Source organism: Streptomyces sp. TLI_105 (genome assembly GCF_900105415.1).
Lineage (GTDB): Bacteria > Actinomycetota > Actinomycetes > Streptomycetales > Streptomycetaceae > Streptomyces.
The window spans coordinates 4,600,517-4,627,500 of sequence record NZ_FNSM01000001.1; the positions used below are offsets into that span (position 1 = coordinate 4,600,517).

Annotated in this window: 27 protein-coding genes (1 of these 27 cut by a window edge); 15 read left to right on the forward strand and 12 right to left on the reverse strand. The window is 72.6% G+C overall.

The features are described from left to right. The first annotated feature begins 398 nt into the window (after positions 1-398). Positions 399-1,082, forward strand: coding sequence for a M23 family metallopeptidase (locus BLW86_RS21080; protein ID WP_093875474.1), 684 nt, complete (start codon positions 399-401; stop codon positions 1,080-1,082). 6 nt (positions 1,083-1,088) lie between these two features. On the opposite strand, the gene BLW86_RS21085 is transcribed toward BLW86_RS21080, so the two are convergent. Next, the gene (locus BLW86_RS21085; protein WP_093875475.1) at positions 1,089-1,652 is read right to left on the reverse strand and encodes a TetR/AcrR family transcriptional regulator; all 564 of its coding nucleotides are present in this window, start codon (positions 1,650-1,652) and stop codon (positions 1,089-1,091) included. A 98-nt stretch (positions 1,653-1,750) separates the two neighbouring features. Between BLW86_RS21085 and BLW86_RS21090 the strand changes: the two genes are divergently transcribed. Then, positions 1,751-3,334, forward strand: coding sequence for an MDR family MFS transporter (locus tag BLW86_RS21090; RefSeq protein ID WP_093875476.1), 1,584 nt, complete (start codon positions 1,751-1,753; stop codon positions 3,332-3,334). A gap of 79 nt (positions 3,335-3,413) precedes the next feature. On the opposite strand, the gene cseC is transcribed toward BLW86_RS21090, so the two are convergent. The 6 genes from cseC to BLW86_RS21120 all read right to left on the reverse strand — a co-directional run bounded on the left by cseC (position 3,414) and on the right by BLW86_RS21120 (position 8,658). Continuing rightward, positions 3,414-4,730 (reverse strand): two-component system sensor histidine kinase CseC, encoded by a 1,317-nt coding sequence (gene cseC, locus BLW86_RS21095; protein ID WP_093875477.1) that lies wholly within the window; start codon positions 4,728-4,730, stop codon positions 3,414-3,416. Between the two features lie 47 nt (positions 4,731-4,777). After that, complete coding sequence (cseB, locus tag BLW86_RS21100; RefSeq protein ID WP_093875478.1) at positions 4,778-5,479, reverse strand: two-component system response regulator CseB; 702 nt, start codon at positions 5,477-5,479, stop codon at positions 4,778-4,780. Between the two features lie 43 nt (positions 5,480-5,522). Continuing rightward, positions 5,523-6,263, reverse strand: coding sequence for a hypothetical protein (locus tag BLW86_RS21105; RefSeq protein WP_177181713.1), 741 nt, complete (start codon positions 6,261-6,263; stop codon positions 5,523-5,525). Further along, the gene (locus tag BLW86_RS21110) at positions 6,251-6,823 is read right to left on the reverse strand and encodes a SigE family RNA polymerase sigma factor (RefSeq protein WP_093875479.1); all 573 of its coding nucleotides are present in this window, start codon (positions 6,821-6,823) and stop codon (positions 6,251-6,253) included. The genes BLW86_RS21105 and BLW86_RS21110 overlap by 13 nt, the downstream gene beginning before the upstream one ends. A gap of 191 nt (positions 6,824-7,014) precedes the next feature. Continuing rightward, the gene (locus BLW86_RS21115; RefSeq protein WP_093875480.1) at positions 7,015-7,941 is read right to left on the reverse strand and encodes an HhH-GPD family protein; all 927 of its coding nucleotides are present in this window, start codon (positions 7,939-7,941) and stop codon (positions 7,015-7,017) included. Between the two features lie 33 nt (positions 7,942-7,974). Then, the gene (locus tag BLW86_RS21120; RefSeq protein WP_093875481.1) at positions 7,975-8,658 is read right to left on the reverse strand and encodes a phosphatase PAP2 family protein; all 684 of its coding nucleotides are present in this window, start codon (positions 8,656-8,658) and stop codon (positions 7,975-7,977) included. A 245-nt stretch (positions 8,659-8,903) separates the two neighbouring features. Here BLW86_RS21120 and BLW86_RS21125 point away from each other — a divergent pair, with 245 nt between their 5' ends. Further along, positions 8,904-9,761 carry a hypothetical protein gene (locus BLW86_RS21125; RefSeq protein WP_093875482.1) on the forward strand — a complete coding sequence of 286 codons (858 nt, stop codon included), beginning with the start codon at positions 8,904-8,906 and terminating at the stop codon, positions 9,759-9,761. A gap of 66 nt (positions 9,762-9,827) precedes the next feature. Here the strand turns inward: BLW86_RS21125 and disA are convergent, their stop codons facing one another. Next, positions 9,828-10,952: a DNA integrity scanning diadenylate cyclase DisA gene (gene disA / locus BLW86_RS21130; protein WP_093875483.1), complete on the reverse strand. Its 1,125-nt coding sequence runs from the start codon at positions 10,950-10,952 to the stop codon at positions 9,828-9,830. A 187-nt stretch (positions 10,953-11,139) separates the two neighbouring features. After that, positions 11,140-12,546, reverse strand: a complete 1,407-nt coding sequence (gene radA, locus BLW86_RS21135) for a DNA repair protein RadA (protein ID WP_093875484.1) — start codon at positions 12,544-12,546, stop codon at positions 11,140-11,142. 173 nt (positions 12,547-12,719) lie between these two features. On the opposite strand from radA, the gene BLW86_RS41560 reads away from it, so the two are divergent. After that, positions 12,720-14,495 carry a BACON domain-containing protein gene (locus tag BLW86_RS41560; RefSeq protein WP_143060265.1) on the forward strand — a complete coding sequence of 592 codons (1,776 nt, stop codon included), beginning with the start codon at positions 12,720-12,722 and terminating at the stop codon, positions 14,493-14,495. Here BLW86_RS41560 and BLW86_RS21145 read toward each other — a convergent pair. Continuing rightward, on the reverse strand, positions 14,492-15,373 hold the full coding sequence (locus BLW86_RS21145; protein WP_371129549.1) for a DUF3109 family protein: 882 nt from the start codon (positions 15,371-15,373) through the stop codon (positions 14,492-14,494). The two genes, BLW86_RS41560 and BLW86_RS21145, sit on opposite strands and share 4 nt — an antisense overlap. Before the next feature lie 41 nt (positions 15,374-15,414). Between BLW86_RS21145 and BLW86_RS21150 the strand changes: the two genes are divergently transcribed. The 4 genes from BLW86_RS21150 (at position 15,415) to ilvD (ending at position 19,934) form a co-directional block, all read left to right on the forward strand. After that, positions 15,415-16,347: a Ppx/GppA family phosphatase gene (locus BLW86_RS21150; RefSeq protein WP_093875485.1), complete on the forward strand. Its 933-nt coding sequence runs from the start codon at positions 15,415-15,417 to the stop codon at positions 16,345-16,347. 87 nt (positions 16,348-16,434) lie between these two features. Next, on the forward strand, positions 16,435-17,292 hold the full coding sequence (locus BLW86_RS21155; RefSeq protein WP_093878782.1) for a sugar phosphate isomerase/epimerase family protein: 858 nt from the start codon (positions 16,435-16,437) through the stop codon (positions 17,290-17,292). Continuing rightward, positions 17,289-17,900, forward strand: a complete 612-nt coding sequence (locus BLW86_RS21160) for a TetR/AcrR family transcriptional regulator (RefSeq protein ID WP_030693159.1) — start codon at positions 17,289-17,291, stop codon at positions 17,898-17,900. The genes BLW86_RS21155 and BLW86_RS21160 overlap by 4 nt, the downstream gene beginning before the upstream one ends. Positions 17,901-18,080: 180 nt before the next feature. Beyond that, positions 18,081-19,934 carry a dihydroxy-acid dehydratase gene (gene ilvD, locus BLW86_RS21165; RefSeq protein WP_093875486.1) on the forward strand — a complete coding sequence of 618 codons (1,854 nt, stop codon included), beginning with the start codon at positions 18,081-18,083 and terminating at the stop codon, positions 19,932-19,934. 76 nt (positions 19,935-20,010) lie between these two features. On the opposite strand, the gene BLW86_RS21170 is transcribed toward ilvD, so the two are convergent. Then, entirely contained in the window at positions 20,011-22,146 is a 2,136-nt protein-coding gene (locus BLW86_RS21170; RefSeq protein ID WP_093875487.1) for a serine/threonine-protein kinase, read from the reverse strand. A 157-nt stretch (positions 22,147-22,303) separates the two neighbouring features. Between BLW86_RS21170 and BLW86_RS21175 the strand changes: the two genes are divergently transcribed. The 6 genes from BLW86_RS21175 (at position 22,304) to proC (ending at position 26,240) form a co-directional block, all read left to right on the forward strand. Then, positions 22,304-22,609 (forward strand): SH3 domain-containing protein, encoded by a 306-nt coding sequence (locus tag BLW86_RS21175; protein WP_093875488.1) that lies wholly within the window; start codon positions 22,304-22,306, stop codon positions 22,607-22,609. Positions 22,610-22,627: 18 nt separating this feature from the next. Continuing rightward, complete coding sequence (locus BLW86_RS21180) at positions 22,628-22,963, forward strand: peptidase (protein WP_371129550.1); 336 nt, start codon at positions 22,628-22,630, stop codon at positions 22,961-22,963. A gap of 34 nt (positions 22,964-22,997) precedes the next feature. Continuing rightward, on the forward strand, positions 22,998-23,498 hold the full coding sequence (locus tag BLW86_RS21185; RefSeq protein ID WP_177181714.1) for a hypothetical protein: 501 nt from the start codon (positions 22,998-23,000) through the stop codon (positions 23,496-23,498). A gap of 241 nt (positions 23,499-23,739) precedes the next feature. Beyond that, complete coding sequence (locus BLW86_RS21190) at positions 23,740-24,612, forward strand: ABC transporter ATP-binding protein (RefSeq protein WP_256341380.1); 873 nt, start codon at positions 23,740-23,742, stop codon at positions 24,610-24,612. After that, the gene (locus BLW86_RS21195; protein WP_093875491.1) at positions 24,609-25,346 is read left to right on the forward strand and encodes an ABC transporter permease; all 738 of its coding nucleotides are present in this window, start codon (positions 24,609-24,611) and stop codon (positions 25,344-25,346) included. The genes BLW86_RS21190 and BLW86_RS21195 overlap by 4 nt, the downstream gene beginning before the upstream one ends. A gap of 84 nt (positions 25,347-25,430) precedes the next feature. After that, positions 25,431-26,240, forward strand: coding sequence for a pyrroline-5-carboxylate reductase (proC, locus tag BLW86_RS21200; protein ID WP_093875492.1), 810 nt, complete (start codon positions 25,431-25,433; stop codon positions 26,238-26,240). Positions 26,241-26,244: 4 nt separating this feature from the next. Here the strand turns inward: proC and BLW86_RS21205 are convergent, their stop codons facing one another. Continuing rightward, on the reverse strand, positions 26,245-26,832 hold the full coding sequence (locus BLW86_RS21205; RefSeq protein ID WP_093875493.1) for a cysteine hydrolase family protein: 588 nt from the start codon (positions 26,830-26,832) through the stop codon (positions 26,245-26,247). A 45-nt stretch (positions 26,833-26,877) separates the two neighbouring features. On the opposite strand from BLW86_RS21205, the gene BLW86_RS21210 reads away from it, so the two are divergent. After that, positions 26,878-26,984: the 5' end (the start) of a GlxA family transcriptional regulator gene (locus BLW86_RS21210; RefSeq protein ID WP_093875494.1), read on the forward strand. Its footprint extends 940 nt past the window's final position; only the first 107 of its 1,047 coding nucleotides appear in the window; its start codon is at positions 26,878-26,880; its stop codon lies off the right edge, out of view.

Here is a 26,984-nt window from a genome sequence, read left to right on the forward strand (position 1 = left end):
ATCCCATTCGGGATGGCGCGCTGGTGACAAGGCGCACAGGCGTTTCGGGCGGTACTAAACGGAATAGTGGCGACCTTTGGGGTCGATTCGGGACGTTCAGGTGTGAACCGTCGGGACTTTGGTCCCGAGGGGGCCCGAACCGGGTGCTGGGCGCCCTTTCGGGCGGTTCCGGGCGCCCGCGACGTGCGCTTAAACCGATTCGCTTGTGGCGGTATGTCCGTTTTCCCGACCCTCTCCGGAGGTCGTCAAGAGGTGAACTTCCTGGGAGATCACTACGACGCAATGTCGTAGATGGGGTGTTTGGGCCGGGGTGGGGGTCCGGGTTACCAAAGATGAGCAAGCCCGACGCAGCGCACCGTCCGCGTCGGGTCCCGTACTTCCCGGAGGTCTTCCCCCGTATGTCGAAGCGCGTCATGAACCCCGCCGCCCGTATCACCGCCGTTGCTCTCGCCACCGCGGGTCTGGGAGCGACGCTGGTGGCCGGAGCAGGGTCCGCCTTCGCCGCCGAGGGCAAGATCGCCGCCCCGGCCGCGCTGACCGCGTCCGCCGCCGTCGCCGCCCAGGCCGACGCCCAGGCCCACGTCGCCGCCCAGGTGAAGGCCGCCGTCGCCAAGGCCGCCGCCGTGAAGGCCACGCCCGTGAAGGCCGTCAAGAAGGCCGCCCCGGCCTGGGTCAAGCCGGTCACCTCGTACGCCCTCAGCGCCAGCTTCAACCAGGGCGGCGCCATGTGGGCCCACAAGCACTCCGGCCAGGACTTCGCCGTCCCGGTCGGCACCCCGGTCAAGGCCGCCGCCGCCGGCACCGTCGTGAAGGCCGGCCCGAACGGCGGCGGCGACGGTCCCGCGTACGGCAACGCGATCGTCGTCAAGCACGCCAACGGCACGTACTCGCAGTACGCCCACCTGTCGAAGATCAAGGTCTACATCGGTCAGAAGGTCGGCGCCGGCCAGCAGATCGCCCTCTCGGGCAACACCGGCAACTCCTCCGGCCCCCACCTGCACTTCGAGATCCGTACGACCCCGAACTACGGCTCCGCCGTCAACCCGATGGCCTTCCTGCGGGCCCACGGCGTCGGCGTCTGACACATTTCACCGGTCCCCGTGGGCCCGGTTCAGCAGATCGAGGGCGACCTCGAGGGTGGCCGCGTGCTTCTCCTCGGGGTCGCCCTCGATGTTCTGCATGAAGAACGCGCCCGCGTGCAGCGTGAAGATCGCGCTGACGCAGCGGACCTGGTCCACCATCGCGAAGCCGGGCTCCTGGAGCAGGCCGGTCAGCTCGATCATGCGTTCCTTGAAGGTGAGGCCGACGCTCAGCTCGCGCACCGTGGCCTGGTTCTCCTGCATGAAGCGGAAGAGCGGGGCCGCCGCCCTCAGCGCCACCTGGTAGCGGCGCAGGATCTCCCGCTTGGTCTCGACGGTGGCGGGCTGCTCCCGGCCCCAGGCGATCAGCTCGTCCATCGGCCGGGTCAGGTCCTCGAAGATCCCGACGAGGATGTCTTCCTTGGTCTTGAAGTGGTAGTAGAGCGCGGCCTTGGTGACGTCGAGGCGTTCCGCGATCTCGCGCAGCGAGGTCTTCTCGTAGCCCTGCTCGGCGAAGAGTTCGAGGGCCACGTCCTGGATGCGCTGACGGGTGTTTCCTCGGGCCTGAGCCATGGTCTCTCGCTTCCGCAGATACTTACTTGACGACCGGCAAGTTACGGGTCTACCGTCCCCAGTGTAGTAACTAGCCGGGCGGCAAGTAAGGGATCGACATGGCGACGAAACAGAACGTTCAGGCAGCACAGGGGGAGACTGCGGATCCGCAGCCGCGCAGCGTGCGCGTCGTCCTCCTCGCCCTCATGATCGCGATGCTGCTCGCGATGCTGGACAACATGATCATCGGCACCGCGATGCCGACGATCGTCGGCGAGCTCGGCGGCCTGGAGCACCTCTCCTGGGTCGTCACGGCCTACACCCTGGCCACCGCCGCCTCCACCCCCCTCTGGGGCAAGCTCGGCGACATGTTCGGCCGCAAGGGCGTCTTCCTCACCTCGATCGTGATCTTCCTGATCGGCTCGGCGCTCAGCGGCATGGCCCAGGACATGGGTCAGCTCATCGGCTTCCGCGCCATCCAGGGCCTCGGCGCCGGTGGCCTCATGGTCGGCGTCATGGCGATCATCGGCGACCTGATCCCGCCCCGCGAGCGGGGCAAGTACCAGGGCATGATGGCCGGAATCATGGCCCTCGCCATGATCGGCGGCCCCCTCGTCGGCGGCACCATCACCGACCACTGGGGCTGGCGCTGGTCCTTCTACATCAACCTGCCGCTCGGCGTCGTCGCCCTCGCCATGCTCACCACCGTCCTGCACCTGCCGAAGAAGCAGCGCGCCACGGGCACCCGGATCGACTTCCTCGGCGCCGCGCTGCTGACCGTCGGCATCACCGCGATCGTCCTCGTCACCACCTGGGGCGGCACGGAGTACGCCTGGGGCTCGGCCACCATCCTCGGCCTCGCGATCGGCGGCGCCGCCGCCCTCGCCGCCTTCCTCTTCGTCGAGACCCGGGCGAGCGACCCGATCATGCCGCTGCACATCTTCCGCAGCCGCAACTTCACCCTGATGTCCCTGATCGGCTTCATCACCGGCTTCGTGATGTTCGGCGCGGTCCTCTACCTGCCGATCTTCCAGCAGTCCGTCCAGGGCGCCTCGGCCACCAACTCCGGCCTGCTGCTCCTGCCGATGCTGCTGTCGATGATGGTCATCTCGCTGCTCGTCGGCCGCTTCACCACCAGCACCGGCAAGTACAAGATCTTCCCGATCGCGGGCGGCGCGCTCATGGTGGCCGGCCTCTTCCTGCTCTCCACCATGGACACCGGCACCTCGCGCCTCGTCTCCGGGATCTGGATGGCCGTCCTCGGCGCCGGCATGGGCTTCCTCATGCAGATCACCATGCTGGTCGCCCAGAACAGCGTGGAGATGAAGGACATGGGCGTCGCCTCCTCCTCCACCACCCTCTTCCGGACGCTCGGCTCCTCCTTCGGCGTCGCGATCATGGGCGCCCTCTTCACCAGCCGCGTCCAGGACGAGATGGCCTCCCGTGGCGGCGCCGGGCTCACCGAGCGGACCGCCCAGCTCGACGCGGCGAGCCTCGCCAAGCTGCCGGCCGCGCTCCGCGAGGCCTACCAGCACGCGGTCGCGTCCGGCACGCACGGCGCCTTCCTCGTCGCCTCCGCCGTCGCCGTCCTCGGCTTCGTCCTCGCCTTCTTCGTCAAGGAGGTGGCGCTCCGCGGCGCCGGCCCGGCCGCGGAGCCGAAGGCGGAGACCGGCGACACCGCGAAGGTCGCCGAGACGGTCTGATTCCTCGTACGACAGACGGTCTGATCGCTCGTACGACGGTGGGGCCGGTCCTTCCTGGACCGGCCCCACCGTCATGCGCTCACTCCGCCAGCCGCAGGATCGGGAAGCTGCCCGTGTTCGTCGGCGCGTGGTCCGGCAGCCACAGCACCGCGATGGCGCCGCCCACTCCCTCCGCGGCCCCCTCCGAGGCCACGTTCCGGAAGGTCAGCCGGGCGCCGAGGACCCGGGCCTGGCCCGCCGCGATCGTCAGGCCCAGGCCGTGGCCCTGGCCCGCGCGGTCGCTCGTCCCCGTACGGAAACGGCTCGGGCCCTCCTTGAGGAGCGACTCGGGGAAGCCCGGACCGTGGTCGCGGACCCGGACCACCCGGCCCTCGACGGTGACCTCCACCGGCGGCTTGCCGTGCTTGGCCGCGTTGGCGAGGAGATTGCCCAGGACCCGCTCCAGGCGGCGCGGGTCGGTGTTCACCCAGGACTCGTGCACGACCCGGACGACGACCTCCGGGTCCAGGGCCCGCACCCGCCGCTCCACGAACTCCCCGAGCGCGATCTCCTGGAGCTCGGCCCGCTCCGACGCGCTGTCGAGCCGGGCCACCTCCAGGACGTCCTCGACCAGCGTCCGCATGGCCTGCGCCCGGTCCCGTACGAGCTCGGTCGGACGCCCCGGCGGCAGCAGCTCGGCCGCAGTGAGCAGCCCGGTGACGGGGGTGCGCAGCTCGTGCGCGATGTCGGCGGTGACCCGGCGCTCCGCCTCGATCCGCTCGTTCAGGGCGTCGGTCAGGGCGTCGACGGCCCAGGCCAGGTCGTCGGTCTCGTCCCGTACGACCCCGCCGACGGCTTCCCGCACCCGGACGTCCGTGTTGCCCTGGGCCACCCGGCCGGCCGCGACGGCGGCCTTCCGCAGCCTCCGCGAGAGCCCGCCGCCGATGAGCACGCCGAGCGCGCAGCCGCCGAAGACCACCGACACCGAGCCGATCACGAGGGCCCGGTCCAGATCGTTCATGATCGTCGCGCTGCGGTCGGCGAAGGGGATGTGCAGCGACAGCACGTCGCCGTTGGCGAGCGGCACGGCCGCCCACACGTCCGGCGGCCCGCCGTGCCGGTGCTCCTGCACGTACGTCCCGCGCCGCTTGTCCCGCATCAGCTGGTCCAGCTGGTCCGGCAGCGCCGGGTCGTTGATCTTCGTGCCGAAACGGGGCTCCTTCGGCTTCGACGTCTCGTACATCCGCTGGGCGAAGAGCAGCCGCTCCATCTGCACCTCGCGCGCGTTGTCGAGCATCGAGATGCGGGCGGCGTTGTGCACGACGATGCTCAGGGTGACCGCGATGAGGGCGCCGACCGCCGCGATGGCGACGGCGATCTTCCAGCGGACCCCGGTACGCAGGGGCAGCGGCTTCACCGGACCGCGCCCGTCTCGGGGGATGGATCGTGGGGGATCATGCCGCCCTAGCTCTTGAGCTTGTAGCCGAAGCCGCGCACGGTCTCGATCCGGTCCTGGCCGATCTTGGCGCGCAGCCGCTGCACATGGACGTCCACGACCCGGGTGTCACCGCCCCAGCCGTAGTCCCAGACCCGCTCCAGGAGTTTGTCCCGGGACAGCACGGTGCCCGGCGCCGACGAGAACTCCAGGAGCAGCCGCATCTCGGTCGGGGTCAGCGCCACCGGCGCCCCGCCCTTGCGGACCTCCATGCCCTCGGTGTCGACCTCCAGGTCGCCGAAGACGAGGAGCCCGCCGCCGTCCGGCGCGTCCCCCTGCTCGCCCGCGCCGACGCCGCCCGCGTGCCCGAAGCGGCGCAGCACGGCCCGGATGCGGGCCATGAGCACCGAGCCGTCGAAGGGCTTGGTCACGTAGTCGTCGGCGCCGGCCTCCAGGCCGAGCACGACGTCGATCGAGTCGGCGCGCGCCGAGAGCATGATCACGGGCACGGTCGACTCGTCGCGGATGCGGCGGCAGAGGCTGACCCCGTCCATCCCCGGCAGCATCACGTCGAGGAGCGCGATGTCGGGCCGCCGCGCCCGGAAGGCGTCCAGGCCGGAGAGCCCGTCGGGCATGGCGGTCACCCGGAAGCCGTCCCGCTCCAGGGCGAGCTGGGTGGCCTCACGGATGACGTCGTCGTCCTCGACGAACAGGACATGGGTTTCGGCCATCGTGCGTGCCCTTCGGGGTCTGTGCGTTCTCTCGGTCCACGGCTCAGTCGGCGGGGGACGCGGCCGGCGTGGGCTCCGCGCCGTCGCCGACGGCCCTGCTGTAGTCGTTGTGCACCCAGTCGTGCTGGGTGAACCTGCTGCCCGACCAGCGGTAGGTGATCACGTCCTCGCCCGAGGGGTACGCGACCGGATCGCCCTTCGCGTACACCTGCTTGGTGACCACGAGGTCGCCCCGGTCGATCGTGGCGTAGACCGCCGCGTCCTCGGCCATGAACACGTTCTCGTACCGGTCGCTCTGCTTGCGGTAGACGTACGTGCCGATGCCGACGGCGTCGCCGCAGGTCATCACGTTGACGACGACGTCGGGGGCGGAGGCGTTCGTGAGGTCGCCGTAGGAGGCGTCCACGGGGTACGCGTCCGCGACGCACGGCTTCAGATCGCTCTTCAACCGCTGGCCGATCTTCGGGTCGGCCTTCAGGAGCGCGATCGGATCCACCCGCTCGGCCGACTGCGGGCCGGCGGTGCCGGAGGCGGAGGGGGTGGGCGCCGCGGCGGCGATCTCGTCGGTGCGGGCCGCGCCCTCGTCGCGGGAGCCGGTGCCGCCGGTGGAGCAGGCGGCCAGGGACAGCCCGACGGCGACGAGCCCGGCCGTCGCCGTGACGCTCGCCGCCTTGACGGTACGGCGCGGGCGGCGGCGCCCGGTGGGGTACCGGTCGCCGCCGCCGCTCACACCGTGGTGGCCTTCGTGTGGTCTGCCGTCGGGTCCGCCGTCTAGGCCGCGCACCGCTCCCGCCCCCCTTCGTCACCTCGTACGGTCGCCCGCTCCCCCGTCCGCCCCAGGGCACGGGCGTCGAGGTCACGGCTCTCCAGCTCCTGGCGGAGCCGGGCGAGCGCGCGGTGGAGCGTCGACTTCACCGTACCCGTCGACATGCCGAGCGCCGCCGCCGTCTCCTCCGTGCTCATCTGCTCCCAGTGACGCAGGACGACGACGCTCCGCTGCTTCGGCGCGAGCACCTTCAGGACGTCCATGAGGAGGGCGCGGTCGGCGTGCTGCTCGGTCGGGTCCTCGACGCACGCGTCCGGCAGCTGCTCGGTCGGCACCTCCTCGAGCTTGCGGGAGCGCCACCACTCGGTCCGGGTGTTGATCATGACCCGGCGCAGGTAGGCGTCGGCGAGGGACTTGTCGGCGATGCCGTCCCAGCGGCCGTACGTACGGGCCAGCGCCGTCTGGAGCAGGTCCTGGGCGTCGACGGGGTCGGCGACGAGCCGGCGGGCGCTGCGCAGCAGCGCGTCCTGCCGCGTGCGTACGTACTCCTCGAAGTCGAGCACCTCGCCCTGCCGCATCCCAACCGCCTCCGATCCCCGTGACCTTGTCCTCGTGTCGTGGACGACGCTACGGAGCGGTTGTCACGGGGCTGTGCGGGCCAGCCGTCGGTCGACGCACGGCTACCCATCGGTTGTGTAACAGCGGGGGCGGAAAAGGTTTGAGGCCCCGCTCCGGGGAGAGCGGGGCCTCGAACGGGCCGGGCGCGGCCTCAGGACAGCGGCAGCCGGTACCGGTCGCCCTCCAGCGGTTCGACGAGACCGTCCGAGACCAGCCCGTCCAGGGCCCTGCCCCGCTGCACCGGCTCGTCCCAGACCGCGTCCAGGGCCGCCTGCGTCACCGGCTCCGCCGACTCCCGCAGCACCGCGAGGAGCCGGCCGCGCACCTGCCGGTCGGTCCCGGCGTACGTCTGACCGCGCCGCGGCGGACCGTCGTGCGCCGGCTTCCCCGAGAGCCGCCAGGCGCACCGCTCGGCGATCGGGCAGCGCCCGCAGTCCTCGTTCTTCGCCGTGCACACCAGGGCGCCCAGCTCCATGGAGGCGGCCGCCCAGCGGGCGGCCGTCGTCTCGTCGTCCGGCAGCAGCGCCCGGGCGAGCCGCCGCTCGGCGGCCGTGGTCGCGTTCGGCGGGTACTGGACGCCGGTCGCCGCCCGTGCGAAGACCCGGCGCACGTTGGTGTCCAGGACCGCGTGGCGCTGTCCGTACGCGAAGGAGGCCACCGCCGCCGCCGTGTACTCGCCGATCCCGGGCAGCGCGAGCAGCTGCCCGTGGTCGCGGGGCACGTCGCCGTGGTGCCGTTCCGTTATGGCGACGGCGGCCGCGTGCAGCCGCAGCGCCCGGCGCGGGTAGCCGAGCCGGCCCCAGGCGCGGACCGCCTCGCCGGGGGCCTCGGCGGCCAGGTCGGCCGGGCGCGGCCAGCGCGCCAGCCACTGCTCATACACCGGCAGGACCCGGACCACCGGGGTCTGCTGGAGCATGAACTCACTGACCATGACGCCCCAGGCGCCGGCCTCGGGGCGGCGCCAGGGCAGGTCACGGGCGTGCCGGTCGAACCAGGCGAGGACGGGCCCGTGCAGCTCGGCGGGGAGCGCCGGGGCGACGGGGACCGTGGACGTGGGGGGAGTGTCGATGGAAGTCATGGCACCCCCGATCCTGGCACGTCCCCGGCGGGATCAGTACGCGCCGTGGCGCGCGCGAGAGCGACGGTCGGAGTGCGCGGGGGCGTGCGCGGAGGCGTGCGCAGGCGTCCCGCGCCCCGCACACCACACCACGGCCGAGCTCCGGCTCGACCGGGCCGTCTCCACCAGCGACCGCACGGGCCGCTCCGCCGCCCGCATCACGACGAAGGCGACCAGGGCGCCGGCGATCAGGCCGACGGTCACGTCGTGCGGGTAGTGGACCCCGACGAAGACCCGGGAGAAGGCCATGAGCAGCGCCATCGGCACGGTCAGCCAGACGATCCCGCGCCAGGACAGGGCGAGGGCGATCGCGGCGGCACCCGCGATGGCCGAGTGGTTGCTGGGGAAGGACCAGTCGCCGTGCGGCGGGCAGGCGACGAGCGAGACGGGCGCGCCGGCGACCGCGCGGCACGGGCGTTCCTCGTCGATCAGGGACTTCAGGGCCTCGCTCACCACGTAGCCGAAGCCGGTGGCGACCGGGGCGAGCAGCGCGAGCGCCATCGCCCGGCTCGACCCCTCCCTGGAGCGCCACCAGCCGACGAGGAACAGCACGGCGAAGAGCAGCAGCCCGAGCTCCGTCCACACCTCGGCGAGCCACTGGAACCAGTGGGGCGTGGAGTGGGCGAAGTCGGCGACGTCGAGATACAGACGGCCGGAGAGGTCGAGAAGGGTGTTCATGGTGCATGACGCTAACCGGAATCCGGAGTCCGCCGCCCCAGGCCAACGGCCGGAACGACCCCTGACGAAAGTGGGGGGCCGCGATTCGCGCGGGTTTCCCAGGGGTTCCGTCGGGGTTCGTCAGGGTTCCGTCGGAGTTCCGGGAAAAGTTCCCCGGACCGACGGATGTGATCATCGGCAAAACTTGGGCTCTCGGGCGGCGGGTGGGGCGGGAGTTGGGCCGGATCTCTCGTAAGGTTCGGGTCGTGGGATCTTTGCGCAATCCGGTCGGGCCGCTTCCCTCCACCATCTACTGGCGACGGAGGGCGGTGGCGGCGTGCCTGGTGGCGCTCCTCGCGGTCCTCGCCGTGTGGGCCTTCACCTCCGGTGACGGCGGCGGGAAGAAGCCCAACGACGCCGCCAACGGCTCGTCGCCGACCCCGCCGTCGATCACCCCCGGGCCCTCCGGCACCGGCCCGGCGATCAGCCAACAGCCCGGCGGACGCGACGAGTCGGGGGACTCCGGCGGGACCGCGGGCGACAACGGCGTTTCGGGGGGCTCCGGTACGGACGCGGGCGCGGGCGCCGACGCCGGTACGGACTCCGGCGCCGAGGGCGCGGGAGGCACCACGGGCACCGGCAAGAACGGCGACACCGACGGGGCCGGCGGCGACGGAGGCGCGGGCACCGGCGCGGGCCAGCAGGTCCCGGCCGACTCCCCGCTCCCCAACTGCCCCGCCTCGACCCTGGACTTGACCCTCCGCTCCACCAAGGTCACCTACGAGGCAGGGGAGAAGCCCCGCTTCCAGCTCGTCGTGAAGAACACCTCGAACACCACCTGCAAGGCCGACTTCGGGCCCCGCAACGTCGTCCTGACGATCAGCGACGACCGGGACGACGAGGTCTGGTCCACCGCCGACTGCCCCCGCCCCGGCACCCCGCTGCTGCTGCGCGTCCCCGCGCACGCCACCCTCACCCACACCGTGGAATGGGACCGCCGCCGCAGCGCCCCGCAGTGCGCCACCGCCCCGGCGGGCCAGGCCGGCCCCGGCACCTATCTGGTGGAGGCGGAGATGCCGGGCACGAAGGTGCTCGCGGCGTCGTTCCGGCTCGCGAAGGACTGAGCCGAGGGGTACGTCCTGGACGTACTCCGAGCGGTACGGTCCCGTGCGTACTCCGAGCGGTACGTCCTAGACGTACCGCTCCAGGATCGAGGACTCCGCGAGCCGCGACAGGCCTTCGCGGACGCTGCGGGCACGCGCCTCGCCGACGCCGTCGACGGTCTGGAGGTCGTCCACGCTCGCCGCGAGCAGCTTCTGCAGCCCGCCGAAGTGCTCCACCAGGCGCTCGATGATCGCGCCGGGCAGCCGCGGCACCTTCGCCAGGAGCCGGTAGCCGCGCGGGGAGACCGCCGAGTCGAGGGTCTCGGGCGAGCCGCTGTAGCCGAGGGCCCGCGCCACGACCGGAAGCTCCAGGAGTTCGGTGTGGGTGAGCGCGTCCAGTTCGGTGAGCGCCTCGGCGACCGTCCGCGAGCGCTTCGCCGTCGGCTCCGGCACGTAGTCCCTGATCACCAGCTCGCGCTCCGGCTCCACGCCCGCGATCAGCTCGTCGAGCTGGAGCGAGAGGAGCCGCCCGTCGGTGCCGAGCTCCACCACGTACTCGGCGATCTCGGTGGCGATCCGGCGGACCATCTCCAGGCGCTGCGCGACCGCGGTGACGTCCCGGACCGTGACCAGGTCCTCGATCTCCAGGGCGGAGAGCGTGCCGGCCACCTCGTCGAGCCGCAGCTTGTACCGCTCCAGGGTCGCGAGCGCCTGGTTGGCGCGGGAGAGGATCGCGGCCGACTCCTCCAGGACCCGGCGCTCGCCGTTCACGTACAGCGCGATCAGGCGCATCGACTGGGAGACGGAGACGACCGGGAAGTTGCACTGCTTGGAGACCCGGTCCGCGGTGCGGTGGCGGGTGCCGGTCTCCTCGGTGGGGATGGAGGCGTCCGGGACGAGCTGCACGCCCGCGCGGTGGATCTTGGTGATGTCCTTGTCGAGGACGAGCGCGCCGTCGAGCTTGCACAGCTCACGCAGGCGCGTGGCGGTGAACTCGACGTCCAGCACGAAACCGCCCGTGCACATCGAGTCGACCGTCTTGTCCAGGCCGAGAACCAGGAGACCGCCCGTGTTCCCCCGGAGGATCCGCTCCAGGCCGTCGCGCAGCGCGGTGCCCGGCGCGACCGCGCTCAGGGCGGCGCGCATCAGCGCTTCGTTGCCGGAGCCCGCGCCGGACTTTCCAGGAGCTGCTGCCCCGTCCTTGGCTGCCACTGCACTCCTCCGGCTCGTACGGATGGGCGAGACCAGGGCAAAGTCTAGCGACACCGCCTCGGAGGGGGGTTCGCACACGGGTTGTGGGCATACGTTCCGTCCCCGGAATCCGTCCGGGGACGGGCGGGCGCGACCCCGCGGACACGGTTCCCCCGGCTGCTCGGTTCCCCCGAGGACCGGGGCCCGGTCAGCGGTCAGCCCCCTCCTCCGCCCCCTTCGCCCTGCGGCTGCGCGGCAGCACCCGCAGCGCGTCCCCCATGTCCGCCACCTCCGTCACCTTCATGCCGGCCGGCACCCTCCCCGGGTCTCCCGGCACCAGCGCGTGCGTGAAGCCGAGACGGTGCGCCTCGGCGAGTCGCCGCTGCACGCCCGTCACCCGCCGCACCTCGCCCGCGAGCCCGACCTCACCGATCGCCACCAGGTTCTTCGGCAGCGGGGTGTCGCTCGCCGCGGAGGCCAGCGCGAGCGCGATCGCCAGGTCGGCCGCGGGCTCGGTGAGCTTCACCCCGCCGACGGTCGCGCTGTAGATGTCCCGCTTGCCCAGCGCGCTGATCCGGCCGCGCTGCTCCAGGACCGCCAGCATCATCGAGACCCGGGAGGTCTCCAGACCCGAGGTCGTCCGCCGCGGCGAAGGGATCTGCGAGTCGACCGTCAGCGCCTGCACCTCGGCGACCAGCGGACGCTTGCCCTCCAGGGTGACCGTCAGGCAGGTGCCGGGCACGGCCACGTCACGCCGGGTCAGGAAGAGCCCGGAGGGGTCCGCAAGTCCCGTGATGCCCTCGTCGTGCAGCTCGAAGCAGCCGACCTCGTCGGTCGCCCCGTAGCGGTTCTTCACGCCCCGGACCAGGCGCAGGCGCGCGTGCCGGTCGCCCTCGAAGCTCAGGACGACGTCGACCAGGTGCTCCAGGAGCCGGGGCCCGGCGATGGCCCCTTCCTTGGTGACGTGGCCGACGAGGAGCGTCGACATGCCGCGCTCCTTGGAGGCCCGGATGAGGGCTCCCGCGACCTCGCGGACCTGGGCCATGCCGCCGGGCGCGCCGTCGATCTCGGGGGAGGCGACGGTCTGCACCGAGTCCAGGATCAGCAGGGAGGGCTTCACCGCGTCGAGGTGCCCGAGGACGGCCGACAGATCGGTCTCGGCCGCCAGGTACAGATGGTCGCTGAGCGCGTTGATCCGGTCGGCGCGCAGCCGGACCTGGCTCGCGGACTCCTCGCCCGTGACGTACAGCGTGCGGTGCTCGTCGCTCGCCGCCTTGGCCGCCACGTCGAGCAGCAGCGTGGACTTGCCGACGCCCGGCTCGCCCGCGAGCAGCACGACGGCGCCGGGCACCAGGCCCCCGCCGAGGACCCGGTCCAGCTCGTCGACGCCGGTCGAGCGGGCGGTCGCCTGGCGGCCGTCGACCTGTCCGATGGGGACGGCGGCGGTGGAGACGCGGCCGGCGGCGGTCGTCCGGACGGCGGGCGCGCCGTACTCCTCGACCGTCCCCCAGGCCTGGCACTCGGGGCAGCGGCCGAGCCACTTGGCCGTCTGCCAGCCGCACTCGGTGCAGCGGTAGGACGGCCGGTCCTTGGCGGTTTTCGTACGGGCAGCCATGAGCCCCACCGTATCCGCCGCCACTGACAACGGGCCCCGGCCGTCCACAGGGGGAGCCCCACGGCAGCGGAACACCCGCTTCCTGTCCCCTTTCGAGCGATAGCTTCACCCGTAAGAATGAGAATGGAGCAACCGGTACGAAGAGTGCCCGCCGCCCTGCCTACGGTCGCCCAGTGACGAGCAGCAGGCTGGATCCCCCCGCACGCACCACCGGCGCACACCGGGCGCACCGCGCCGCGGACCAGGGACCGCGCACGCTCGGCCGGCGTCCCCCCGCCCGTTACGAGGCCGCACTCGACGGCCTCTTCACGTACTGCCTCTCCGTGCTCTGCGACCACGACACGGCCACCGCCGTCCTCGGCGACGTCCTCGCCGTCGCCGAGCGCCACCACGGCCGCTGCCCCTCCGACGAGGACGGCCGCACCGCCTGGCTGTACGCCCTCGCCCGCTGGGCCTGCCTGCGCAGCCTCGGCGAGCAGCGCGGCAAGCGCCAGGGCGCCCACACCGGCCGCCCGGCCGTCACCGCCCCCGAGCCGCCCCGGGTCTCCGAGGAGACCGCCGAGCGGCGCCGCGCCGAGCTCGCCCTGCTCGCCTGGCCCGAGGCCGCGGGCACCACACCGGAGCAGCGCGAGGCCCTGGAGCTCGCCGTGCGGCACGGGCTCAGCCACCGCCAGGTGGCCGCCGTGCTCTCCCTCGACCCCCTCGCCGCCCGCGAGCTCCTCGCCACCGCCGGCTGCGAGGTCGAGCGCACCCGCGCCGCCCTCGCCGTCGTCGAGACCGGCAGCTGCCCCACCGTCGCCCGGCTCACCGGCGACCACCGGGTGCTCCTCTCGGCCGCCCTGCGCGCCGAGCTCGTCCGGCACGTCGACGACTGCCCCCGCTGCCGCCGCGCCGCCGAGCGCGTCGGCGCCACCGGCCCCTGGCCCGGCGCCACGGCCCTCCCGGCGGACCGGCTGCCGCTCGTCGAGGCGCCCCGGGCCGCCGCGTACATGGCGATGCTGCACGTCCCACGCGCGCGTGCGGGCGCCCCGCGCTTCGCGCCGACCGGCTTCCCCATGGACCCGAAGGACCACGTCGCCCGCCGCGACCGGATGCGGGCCCGCGCGGTGACCACCACGGTCGTCGCCGCCGTGGTCGCCGCCCCCGTCCTCGCCCTGTGGACCTCCTACCGCGGCGCCCCGGACACGGACGCCGCCGGTCACGACGGGGCCAGGATCAGCGCGCGCGAGGCGGACGAAACGGTCGGCGCGGACGGCCGCCCCTACGACCGGTACGAGAACGCGGGCAACGCCCGCACCACCCCGGAGCCCCGCTTCACCCAGGGCAGCCGCGCCCCCGACGTCTCCGTCGAGGTCGTCAGCCCCGGCGCCCCCACCGAACCCGCCCGGCCCGGCGAACCCGCCGCCGGCTGGATCACGGTCGCCGCCACCGGCCACGGCGACGTCACCCTGCTCACCCTCACCGCCGCCGGCGGCTCGCCCGTCGACTGGTCGCTGTGGACGGACGCCCCCTGGCTGTACGTGAGCCGGGCCTCCGGCACGCTCCGCCCCGGCGAGAAGACCACGATCGCCGTCCGCGTCGACCACGGGCGCGCCCCCGTCGGCGCCTGGAGCGCGCGCGTGGGGGTGAACCCCTCGGGCGCGGTGATCAGGATCGACGGCCACGGCCCGGCCAAACCGCCGACCGGCCGGGTCATCACGCCCCCGCCGGTCACGACGACGCAGCCGACCACCCCGCCCACGTCCCCGCCGACGTCCCCGCCCACGACGGAACCGACCACCCCGCCCACGACGGAGCCGACGACGCCGCCCACGACCCCGCCGCCGACCACGGAACCCACGACGGAACCGACCACCCCGCCCCCGACGAGCGAAGAGCCCCCGCCCTCGACCTCGGACCCGGGCACGCCCCCGTCGTCGCCGGAGGAACCGCCCCCGTCCTCCTCCTAGGAGGGGTCCGCCGGGTGCGGGGCCACCAGCGGCAGCTGCGAGGCGAGCCGGGCCTCGCACAGCCCGGCCAGGACCTCGTACGCCTCCTCGCCCATCATCTCGACCAGCTCGGCCCGGTACGAGACGTAGACCGGCTCGGCGCCGACGTGCGCCGACGACGCCGTCGTGCAGTACCAGTGCAGGTCATGGCCGCCCGGCCCCCAGCCGCGCCGGTCGTACTCGCCGATCGACACCTGGAGCACCCGGCTGTCGTCGGGGCGGTCGATCCAGTCGTACGTCCGCCGCACCGGCAGCTGCCAGCACACGTCCGGCTTCGTCTCCAGCGGCTCCCGGCCCTCCTTCATCGCCAGGATGTGCAGCGAGCAGCCCGCGCCGCCCGCGAAGCCGGGCCGGTTCTGGAAGATGCAGGACCCCTCCCAGCGGCGGGTCTGCCGGTCGCCGTCCTCGTCGAGCTGCACCCAGCCCGACTCCGTGCCGACGTCGTGGAACTGCCACAGCTCCGGCGTCAGCCGGGCCACGTGCTCCGCGACCCGCTTCTCGTCGTCCTCGTCGGAGAAGTGCGCGCCCAGGGTGCAGCAGCCGTCGTCGGCGCGCCCCTCCTGGATGCCCTGGCAGCCGTTGCCGAAGATGCACGTCCAGCGCGAGGTCAGCCAGGTCAGGTCGCAGCGGAAGACCTGCTCCTCGTCGGTCGGATCGGGAAACTCGACCCACGCGCGCGCGAAGTCGAGGCCCTTCTCGTCGGGCTCCTCGGCCGCGCCCCGCTTCTGCTTCCCGACCTTGACGGCCTTCACGGCCTTCGCCGCGTGCGCGCTCCTGGCGTCCTTCACGCGCGAGCCGCCGTTCTCTTTGTCCGGCTTCGCCTTCTTCGTCTTTGGCACAACTCCAAGCGTATGCGGGAGGGAGCAGTAGCGTTCCGCCCATGAGACTCGGAGTCCTCGACGTCGGTTCGAACACAGTGCACCTGTTGGTGGTGGACGCCCACCCCGGCGCCCGGCCGCTGCCCGCCCATTCGCACAAGGCGGAGCTGCGGCTCGCCGAGCTGCTCGACGAGCGGGGCGCGATCGCGCCCGACGGCGTCGAGCGGCTCATCGCGACCGTGCGGGACGCGCTCCTGGCCGCCGAGGACAAGGGCTGCGAGGAGGTGCTGCCCTTCGCGACCTCCGCGGTCCGCGAGGCCAGCAACGCCGACGCGGTCCTCGCGCGCGTGAAGGACGAGACCGGTGTCGACCTCCAGGTCCTCACCGGTGAGGAGGAGGCCCGGCTCACCTTCCTCGCCGCCCGCCGCTGGTTCGGCTGGTCCGCGGGCAAGCTGCTCCTCCTCGACATCGGCGGCGGCTCCCTCGAAGTCGCGTACGGCATCGACGAGGACCCGGACACGGCGGTCTCCCTGCCCCTCGGCGCCGGCCGCCTCACGGCCGGCTGGCTGCCCGGCGACCCGGCCGACACCGCCGACGTGAAGGCGCTGCGCCGCCATGTGCGCGCGCAGATCGCCCGGACGGTCGGCGAGTTCAGCCGCTTCGGCCGCCCCGACCACGTCGTCGCCACCTCCAAGACCTTCAAGCAGCTCGCCAGGATCGCGGGCGCGCCCGGGTCGGGGGAGGGCCTCTACGTCCAGCGGATCCTGACCCGCAAGTCCCTGGAGGAGTGGGTCCCGCGCCTGGCCGCCATGACCGTTCCCGAGCGGGCCGCCCTCCCCGGCGTCTCGGAGGGCCGCGCCGGGCAGCTCCTCGCGGGCGCGCTCGTCGCGGAGGGCGCGATGGACCTCCTCGGCGTCGAGGAGCTGGAGATCTGCCCCTGGGCCCTGCGCGAGGGCGTCATCCTGCGCCGCCTGGACCACCTGCCGGAGCGCTGAGCCCGGGTGCCCGCGGACCACCGAGCGGCGCCCGGGCGTGACCGGAACCACCCCCCGGCCCCCCGGCCCGCCCCGTACCCTGTCTCCGTGGCAGAACCAGTGGTGCGCATCCCGGATGCGAAGGTCGCCCTGTCGACGGCCTCGGTCTATCCGGAGTCGACGGCGACGGCCTTCGAGATCGCCGCGCGCCTCGGGTACGACGGCGTCGAGGTCATGGTGTGGACCGATCCGGTCAGCCAGGACATCGAGGCGCTGCGTCGGCTCTCCGACTACCACCAGGTCCCGATCCTGGCCGTGCACGCCCCCTGCCTCCTCATCACCCAGCGCGTGTGGTCCACCGACCCGTGGGTCAAGCTCCAGCGCGCGCAGGCGGCGGCCGAGCGGCTCGGCGCGTCCACCGTCGTCGTGCACCCGCCGTTCCGCTGGCAGCGCCAGTACGCCAAGGACTTCGTGACCGGCATCTGGCGGATGGCGGACGAGACGGACGTGCGCTTCGCCGTCGAGAACATGTACCCGTGGCGGTACAAGGACCGCGAGATGCTCGCGTACGCCCCCGAGTGGGACGTCACCAAGGACGACTACCGGCACTTCACCGTCGACCTCTCGCACACCGCGACCGCCCGCACCGACGCCCTCGCGATGATCGACCGCATGGGCGACCGGCTCGGCCACGTCCACCTCGCCGACGGCAAGGGGTCCGCCAAGGACGAGCACCTCGTCCCGGGGCGCGGCACCCAGCCCTGCGCCGAGCTCCTGGAGCGGCTCGCGCTCTCCGGCTTCGACGGGCACGTCGTCATCGAGGTCAACACCCGCCGCGCGATGTCAGCCGCCGAACGCGAGGCCGACCTCGCGGAGGCCCTGGCCTTCACCCGCCTCCACCTGGCCTCCGTGGCCACCCGCTCCGCCGAGAGGCCTCGCCCGACCGAACGGGCCCCCCGCCCATGACCGACCCGGCCCCGCGCCGGCGCGGCCGCCCGTCCCGTACCGAGGAGGAGAGCGGCCCGGGCGCGCGCGAGCGCATCCTCGAAGCGGCCCGCGCCCAGTTCGCCGAGCGCGGCTACGACAAGGCCTCGGTGCGCGGCATCGCCAAGGCCGCCGGCGTGGACCCGGCGCTCGTGCACCACTACTTCGGCACGAAGGACGAGGTCTTCGCCGCCGCCATCGAGGTCTCCTTCGAGCCCACGGCCGTCGTCCCGGCGATCCTCGGCGGCCCGCGCGAGGCCATCGGCGAACGGCTCGCGCGCTTCTTCATCGGCGTCTGGGAGAACCCGGCCTCCCGCGCCCCGCTCCTCGCGATCGTCCGCTCCGCGCTCACCCACGAGGCGGCGGCCAAGGTGCTGCGGACCTTCGTGCTGCGCCGGCTCCTGGAGCGGATCGCGGCCGAGCTCGACGTGCCGGACCCCGGCTTCCGCGCGGAGCTGGCCGCCTCGCACATGATCGGGATCGTGATCATGCGGTACGTGATCCAGGTCGAGCCGCTGGCCTCGGCGGATCCGGAGCGGATCGTCGAGCAGGTGGCCCCGACCCTCCAGCGCTATCTGACGGAAGCCTGACCGGGACCTGGCGGAAGCCGGTCCGGGGCCTGACGGAAGAGGGTCCGAGGCCTGACGGAAGCCGGACCGAAGGCGTCCGAGGTCTGAACACCCATCCCGCATTCTGGATACCCTGTCCAGATCTTGGAGCGTCGGCGTACGCTCGAAAGCAAGCACACCCATCACGAGGAGCGAGCGACGATGCCCGAGCTGAGGTCCCGCACTGTCACCCACGGCCGCAACATGGCGGGCGCACGCGCCCTTATGCGCGCCTCCGGTGTACCCGGCGCGGACATCGGCCGGAAGCCCATCATCGCCGTGGCCAACTCCTTCACGGAGTTCGTCCCCGGCCACACCCACCTCCAGCCGGTCGGCCGGATCGTCTCCGAGGCCATCACCGCCGCCGGCGGCATCGCCCGCGAGTTCAACACGATCGCCGTCGACGACGGCATCGCCATGGGCCACGGCGGCATGCTCTACAGCCTGCCCTCCCGCGACCTGATCGCGGACAGCGTGGAGTACATGGTCGAGGCGCACTGCGCCGACGCCCTGATCTGCATCTCCAACTGCGACAAGATCACCCCCGGCATGCTGATGGCCGCCCTGCGCCTCAACATCCCGACGGTCTTCGTCTCCGGCGGCCCGATGGAGTCCGGCCGCGCCACGCTCGTCGACGGCTCGGTCCGCACGCTCGACCTGGTCGACGCGATCTCCGACGCGGTGAACCCGAAGATCTCGGACGAGGACATCGCCCGCATCGAGGAGAACGCCTGCCCGACCTGCGGGTCCTGTTCCGGCATGTTCACCGCCAACTCGATGAACTGCCTGACCGAGGCGATCGGCCTCTCCCTCCCCGGCAACGGCACGGTGCTCGCCACCCACACCGCCCGCAGGGCGCTGTACGAGAACGCGGCCCGCACGGTCGTCGACATCACCCGTCGCTACTACGACGAGGACGACGACTCCGTCCTGCCGCGCTCGATCGCGACCCGCGGGGCCTTCGAGAACGCCATGGCCCTCGACATCGCCATGGGCGGCTCCACCAACACGATCCTGCACCTGCTCGCCGCCGCCCAGGAGGCCGAGCTCGACTACGGCCTGCCGGACATGGACGAGGTCTCGCGCCGCGTCCCCTGCCTGGCCAAGGTCGCCCCGAACGTCGCCAAGGACCGCACGTACTACATGGAGGACGTGCACCGGGCGGGCGGCATCCCCGCCATCCTCGGCGAGCTCTACCGCGCGGGCCTGCTGAACGAGGACGTCCACGCCGTCCACGCGCCCTCCGTCAAGGAGTGGCTGGAGACCTGGGACGTGCGCGGCGGCTCCCCCTCGGACGAGGCCGTCGAGCTGTGGCACGCGGCCCCCGGCTGCGTCCGCTCGGCGACCGCCTTCTCCCAGTCGGAGCGCTGGGACACCCTCGACACGGACGCCGCGAACGGCTGCATCCGCGACGCGGCCCACGCGTACTCGAAGGACGGCGGCCTCGCCGTCCTGCACGGCAACCTCGCCGCCGACGGCTGTGTCGTGAAGACCGCCGGCGTCGACGAGTCCATCTGGACCTTCGAGGGTCCGGCCGTCGTCTGCGAGTCGCAGGAGGAGGCCGTCGAGAAGATCCTGAACAAGCAGGTCAAGGACGGCGACGTGGTCGTCATCCGCTACGAGGGCCCCAAGGGCGGCCCCGGCATGCAGGAGATGCTCTACCCGACCTCCTTCCTCAAGGGCCGGGGCCTGGGCAAGACCTGCGCCCTCGTCACCGACGGCCGCTTCTCGGGCGGCACCTCGGGCCTCTCCATCGGCCACGCCTCCCCGGAGGCGGCCTCGGGCGGCACGATCGCGTTCGTCGAGGACGGCGACCGCATCCGCATCGACATCCCGAACCGCTCGATCGAGCTGCTCGTCGACGACTCCACCCTCGCGGCCCGCCGCGAGGCCCTCGGCGGCGTGTACGCGCCGAAGAACCGGCAGCGCAAGGTGTCGGCGGCGCTGCGGGCGTACGCGGCGATGGCGACGAGCGCCGACAAGGGCGCGGTCCGGGACGTGACGAAGCTGGGCTGATCCCGACGGGACGTACGACGGAGGGGAGCGGGCCGCGCGGCCCGCTCCCCTCCGTCGTTCCGTACGTCTCAGCCGCTCACCAGGCGGCCGGGTCGCGCGCGTCCACCGCGAACACGGACCCGTCCGGCGCCGTCCCGAAGACCCGGTCCCCGGCGACGACTGGCGCGGGGACGGTCGTCGCGTACCCGAGCCTGCCGTCCCGCAGCCGGGGCCGGGTCTGCCCGAGGAGAGCGCCGCGCGCGGTGTCGACGGTGAGCAGCCGCCCGTCGGAGGCGGAGAAGTAGAGCCGGTCGCCGGGGCCGACGACGGGGACGGACACGGTGCCGGCGGCGGTCTCCAGCTCCCAGAGGACGCGGCCGCCGGGAGCGGTGGTGTCCAGGGCGATCAGCCGGCCCGTCGGAGTCAGCAGGTAGACGGTCGCGCCCCGCACGGCGAACCTGGGTTCGTCCAGCAGGGAAGGCAGGGGGATGCGGCGTGCGGACCCCTTGGCGGGGTCGTAGACGACGACGGCGTCGGTGCGCGAGTCGCGGTTCACGGACCGCAGGAAGAGCACATCGTCCGCTCCTGTGCCCACAGGGACGAGATCTCCGTCCAGACGCTTCTGCCAGGCGATCTCGCCGCTCCTCGGGCGCAGAGCGCTGACAAGGGTGTGGGTGCCGCTGTCCGAGTTCTCGAAGACGGGCAGGAGGCCGGATTCCTGCGAGTACTGACCGAAGCGCGGCGCCGAGTGATGGCGCAGCGCGTGACTCCAGCGGCGTTCCCCCGTCGCGCTGTCGACGGCCTTCACCGTGCCCGAGCCGCCGGTGAGGACTGTGTCGCCCGCCCCCCGTACTCCGCCGTGGCGCTCGGATGTGCCCGTGTCCCAGCCGGGAGTGCCGTCGGTTCCGTATGCCCGCAGGCGGTCGTCGTCGGAGATGACGCCGAGCAGGCCTCCGGACAACGGCGTGGGTGCGGAGTGTTTTTCATCGAGGGCCGTCGGCTGTGACCAGACCACATGGCCGGTCGCGGGGTCGATCCGCGCGATGCCGATGCCCCGGCCCGAACAGAAGAGCGCGTCGCCGAGGTACGCGCAGGCGGGCGCGACGGGGTCGCCGTCCTTCTGCAACGGGGTCTGCCACCCGGTGAATGCCTTGGCGGCCCCGGCTCGGTGCGGCTCCGGTGCGGGACCGCCCTTGCCGCCGGACGGGATGGCGGCGAAGGCCGCGCCGCCGGCCAGGACGAGGAGCGCGGCGGCTGTGAAGGGCCAGCGGGGCGGCCGCCGACGCCGGGGCCGCTCCGTGGTGACGCGTACGGGAGTGTCCGCGTCCCAGGCGGCCGGATACCGGGGCGTGGGAGCGGGCAGGGCGGGGACCCGCCGCTGAGACGGTATGAATGCCGTCGCCTCGTACGAGGGTGGCAGCAGCGCTGTCATGATCTCGGCCGGAGACGGACGTTCCGCCGGTTCCTTGGCGAGGCAACGTGCGACGAGCGGGGCGAGGTCGGCCGGAACGCCCGTCAGATCGGGCTCGTCGTGCACGACTTGATACGCGACGATGTAAGGGCTGTCGGAGTCGAACGGGCCGTGTCCGGTCGCGGCATGCACGAGTACCGACCCGAGGGCGAACACGTCCGCCGCCGGCCCGACCTCCCGCGGACGCTGGAACTGCTCGGGTGCCATGAAGGGCGGCGACCCGATCAACTTCCCCGTCTCCGTGTGGAGATCGCTGTCCATCGGCCGGGAGATGCCGAAGTCGATGACCTTCGGTCCGGTGTCCGTGAGCAGCACGTTGCTCGGCTTGAGGTCCCGGTGGACCACACCGGCCCGGTGGATGTCGCGCAGCGCCTCCGCGAGCCCCGCCGTCAGCCGGCGAAGCCCGGCGGGAGAGAGGGGCCCGTTCCGCTTCACCTGATCGGCGAGGGTGGGGCCGGGGACGTACAGCGTCGCCATCCAGGGGCGTACGGCGTCGGGGTCGGCGTCCACGACGGGCGCGGTGAAGGCACCGCTCACCCGGCGCGCAGCCGCGACCTCTTGACGGAAGCGGGCCCTGAACTCCGGGTCCTCCGCGTACTGCCCGTGCACGACCTTGACCGCGAGCCGCAGCCCGGAAGGAGAGGTGGCCAGGTGCACCACCCCCATGCCGCCCGCGCCGAGACAGGCCTGAAGGCGGTACTCGCCCGCGTATTCAGGTCCTTCTGCTTCCCGGTCGGCACCGGCACTGCGCAACGGCGGCATCGCCCACCCCCGTGTGGTTCCCCGTTGAGTCCGCGCGCGTGCGCGACGGACGGAGCCTAGTCCATGGTGCGTGCGATGTCGGAGGAGCTTGCTAGCCTGCGCGTCGCAGAAAGTGAATTTCAGGGGAGCGATTCAGCTCCCAACGGGGGAGGCCGTCATGACTGTTGAAGAGTCGAGCGCCGCCACGGAACCGGACGAGGTGGTCTCCATGAGCGTCGCGCGCTATCCGATCGCACCCGGCTGCCGGGTCAACGTGCGCTCCGGCCCGGGGACGAAGTACGGGATCGTGCGCACGCTCCCGCTGGGCGCGAGTGTGCCGATCTACTGCCAGACGCCGGGCGAAACGATCTCCGGCCCGTACGGCACCACGAACGTCTGGGACAACATCGCGAGCGACGAGTTCGTCTCGGATGCGTACGTGAAGACCGGCAGCGACGGCTACGTAGCCCCCCGCTGCGGCTGACAAGGGACGAGGAAGACGATGCTCCGCAGAAGAATGCTCACCACCGTCGGCGGCGCGGTCGCTGCCCTGGGCCTGGTGCTCGCCGCGGCCGGCAGCTCCTCCGCCGTCACGTACTACCCGGTCGCACCCGGCTACAAGGTCAACGTGCGCTCGGGACCCAGCACCCAGTACGCGATCGTCCGGACCCTGCCCCTGGACGCCAAGGTGCCGATCTACTGCCAGAAGTACGGCGAGACCATCAGCGGCCCGTACGGCACGACGGACATCTGGGACAACATCGCGCCGGGCGAGTACGTCTCCGACGCGTACGTCCACACGGGCAGCGACGACATGGTCGCACCGCGCTGCGCCTGAGCCCTTCTCCGGCGCCCCGGGGATAATCGACCCCGTGAGCGACGAAGAGCAGACCCCCGCCAAGGCCGGCCCGCAGCCGGAGGAGATCCGGTTCTTCGGCACGACCTGGGTCGACCACAGCGGCCCTTACGCGCTGCGCCGCGTCGGCCTGGCCGCCGGCGCGCTCGTCGCCGCCGTCGCGGCCTGCTTCGTGCTGCGCTTCGCCTACGAGGGCCTGCAGATCGCGGACGTCGGTGGCCTCGTGAACGTGCTGGTCGTCATCATGTTCGCCGTCTGCAGCGCCATCGCCTTCGGCAAGACCTGGGAGGGCTTCCTCCGTCGCCCGGCCGACCCGGCCCGCGAGGAGTCCCTCCGCAGCCTGAAGGCCATCGGCTTCATCGGCTCCCTCCTCGCCTACGCCGCCCGCTGCTTCGTCGAGGCCCCCGGCGAGAAACTGCACCGCACGGAGTACGAGACGGCCCTGGCGCACCACGAAAAGCGCCGCTCCTCCCGCACGGGCAACCCGTCGACCCGCAAGAAGCCGAAGCGCAAGTAGCCCGCCCGTGCGGGCCGCGCCCCCCGTGCGGGCCGCGCCCCCGTGCGGGCGGCTCACACCGCCCGTCGGTCGTGGGCATACGCCCTGCACCCGCACGTCGGTTGTGGGCATCTGTTCCGCAAGGGCGGAACGGGTGGGCACCACCGGCCACCGGCCCGCAGCCGACCTGCCCACCCACCCCCACGCCGCCGGACCGCCCTGGTCCTTGACGACCGGCACCCCCAGACCCACTATTCATCACATGATGAATTACTCGGCGGGCGGGGCCGAACGCGCAGCCATCACCGCCCAGGCCCTCACCGTCACAAGAGCCGACCGCCAGGTCCTCCGCGGGCTCGACTTCACCATCCCCATCGGCCGCATCACCGGCCTCCTAGGCCCCTCCGGCTGCGGCAAGACCACCCTCATGCGCGCGATCGTCGGCACCCAGGCCAAGGTCGGCGGCACCCTCCAGGTCCTCGGCCGCCCCGCAGGCGACCCCGCCCTCCGCTCCCGCATCGGCTACGTCACCCAGGCCCCGTCCGTCTACGACGACCTCACCGTCCGCCAGAACCTCGACTACTTCGCCGCCGTCCTGCTCCCCGGCCGCGCCCACCGCCACGACCGCCGCACCGCCGTCGACCGGGCCGTCGAGGACGTCGACCTCGCCGACCACGCCGACACCCTCGCCGGCCGGCTCTCCGGCGGCCAGCGCAGCCGGGTCTCCCTGGCCGTCGCCCTCCTCGGCGCCCCGGAACTCCTCGTCCTCGACGAGCCCACGGTCGGCCTGGATCCCGTCCTCCGCCGCGACCTGTGGGACCTCTTCCACCGGATCGCCGCCGACCGGGGCACCACCCTCCTCGTCTCCTCCCACGTCATGGACGAGGCCGAGCGCTGCCACCGGCTCCTCCTCATGCGCGAGGGCGAGATCCTCGCCGAGGACACCCCGGAGGCACTCCGCCGCCGCAGCGACACGGCCACCGTCGAGGAGGCCTTCCTGCACCTCGTGGACGCGGCGAACACCCGCGCGGCCCAAGCAGCCCGCACCGCCCAAGCGGCCCAAGCGCCCCGCCCCGCCCAAGCAGCCCGCCCCGCCCAGACCGCCCCCACCACCCGCGAGGAGCACCGACCGTGAACGCGAACCGCACCCTCGCCACCGCCGCCCGCGTCCTGCGCCAACTGCGCCACGACCCGCGCTCGATCGCCCTGATGCTCCTCGTCCCCTGCCTGATGCTCTTCCTGCTCCGCTACGTCTTCGACGGCAGCCCCGGCACCTTCGACAGCATCGGCGCCTCGCTCCTCGGCATCTTCCCGCTCATCACGATGTTCCTGGTGACCTCCATCGCCACCCTCAGGGAACGCACCTCCGGCACCCTGGAACGCCTGCTCGCCATGCCGCTCGGCAAGGCCGACCTGATCGTCGGCTACGCCCTCGCCTTCGGGACCGTCGCCGTCGTCCAGTCCGTCCTGGCCACCGGCCTCGCCGTCCGGTTCCTCGGCCTCGACGTCACCGGCTCACCCTGGCTCCTCCTCCTGGTGGCGCTCCTCGACGCCCTCCTCGGCACCGCGCTCGGCCTCTTCGTCTCCGCCTTCGCCGCGTCCGAGTTCCAGGCCGTCCAGTTCATGCCGGCCGTGATCTTCCCCCAGCTCCTGCTCTGCGGCCTGTTCACCCCGCGCGACCGCATGGCCCCCGCCCTGGAGGCGATCTCGAACGTGCTCCCCATGTCGTACGCCGTGGACGGCATGAACGAGGTCCTCCGCCACACCGACATGACCGCCGCCTTCGTCCGCGACGCCCTCGTCGTCGCCGGCTGCGCCGTCCTGGTCCTCGGCCTCGGCGCGGCCACCCTCCGCCGCCGCACCGCCTGACCGCCCCTCGGACACCCCACGCACCCGGAGCCCCACCGGTGAAAGGATGTCGAAAAGGCCCCCTCCGGCGAGGTGAACAGACCCATGACCCAGACCGTCGCAGTCCTCGGCACCGGCAAGATCGGTGAAGCGCTCCTCAGCGGCATGATCCGTGCCGGGTGGCGCCCCGCGAACCTCCTGGTCACCGCCCGCCGTGCCGAGCGCGCCGAGGAGCTCCGCACCCGCTACGGCGTCGAGACCGTCACCAACGCCGAGGCCGCCAAGCGCGCCGACACCCTCATCCTGGCCGTCAAGCCGCAGGACATGGGCCGCCTCCTCGACGAGCTCACCCCGCACGTCACCGCCGACCGCCTGGTCATCAGCGCGGCGGCGGGCATCCCGACTTCCTTCATCGAGGCCCGCCTCACCGCCGGCACCCCCGTCGTCCGCGTCATGCCGAACACCCCCGTCCTCGTCGACGAGGGCATGTCCGTCATCTCGGCCGGCAGCCACGCCACCCCCGAGCACCTCGCCCACACGGAGGAGATCTTCGGCGGCGTCGGCAAGACCCTGCGCGTCCCCGAGTCCCAGCAGGACGCCGCCACCGCCCTCTCCGGCTCGGGCCCCGCGTACTTCTACTTCCTCGTCGAGGCCATGACCGACGCCGGCATCCTCCTCGGCCTGCCCCGCGCCCAGGCCCACGACCTCATCGTCCAGGCCGCCATCGGCGCCGCCGTGATGCTCCGCGACAGCGGCGAGCACCCGGTCAAGCTCCGCGAGGCCGTCACCTCACCGGCCGGCACCACCATCAGCGCCATCCGCGAGCTGGAGAACCACGGCGTACGGGCCGCCCTGATCGCCGCCCTGGAAGCGGCCCGCGACCGCAGCCGCGAGCTCGCCTCCGGCAACAGCTGAGCGACTACTTACCCGACGCACCCTTCACCACGTCCTCCGTGGTCACGACCCGGGCGAACCGCCCACCGTGCAGCGACACCGCCGTCGCCCGGGTCAGCTCCTCCGCCGACTGCGTCCAGCCGAACGGCCCGGCCAGGTCGAAGGTGTGCATCGCGTCCAGCGGGAACAGCACGTCGTACCCGAGGTTCCCGCCCATCCGGGCGGTGGTCTCGTTGCACATGTTGGTCTGGATCCCCACCACCACGAACTGCTCCACCCCGGCACCCTTCAGCCAGGCGTCCAGGTCCGGCTCCCCGTAGAACGCCGAGTTCACGGACTTCGTGACGAGCAGCTCCGGACCCGAGCCCTTCCCCCGCCGCTCCTCGACGAAGTCCTTGAACTCGTTCCCCTCGGTGCCCGGCTCCAGCGGCGAACCCGCCCGCGGCGAGTCGTGCCGTACGAAGACGACCGGCCGCCCCGTCTCCTGCCAGGCGTCGATCAGAGCCGCGATGTTCGCTTCGGCCTCAGGATTGTTCCGCCGCCCCCAGAACTCCTGCTCGAAGCCCTTCTGCACGTCGACGACCACCAGCGCTGCGTTCTCGTTGATCTCCATGACAACGATCCTCCCGCCGGAGGCCGCCGGCCCCCAGAGGTACGAATGCCAGCGATCGATGTTTTACTGCCAAACGTGTCAGAGACTCCCGCGCCCCGCCCCCAGCGCATCGCCCTCGTCTCCTTCCCCGGCATCCGCGCCTTCGACATCTC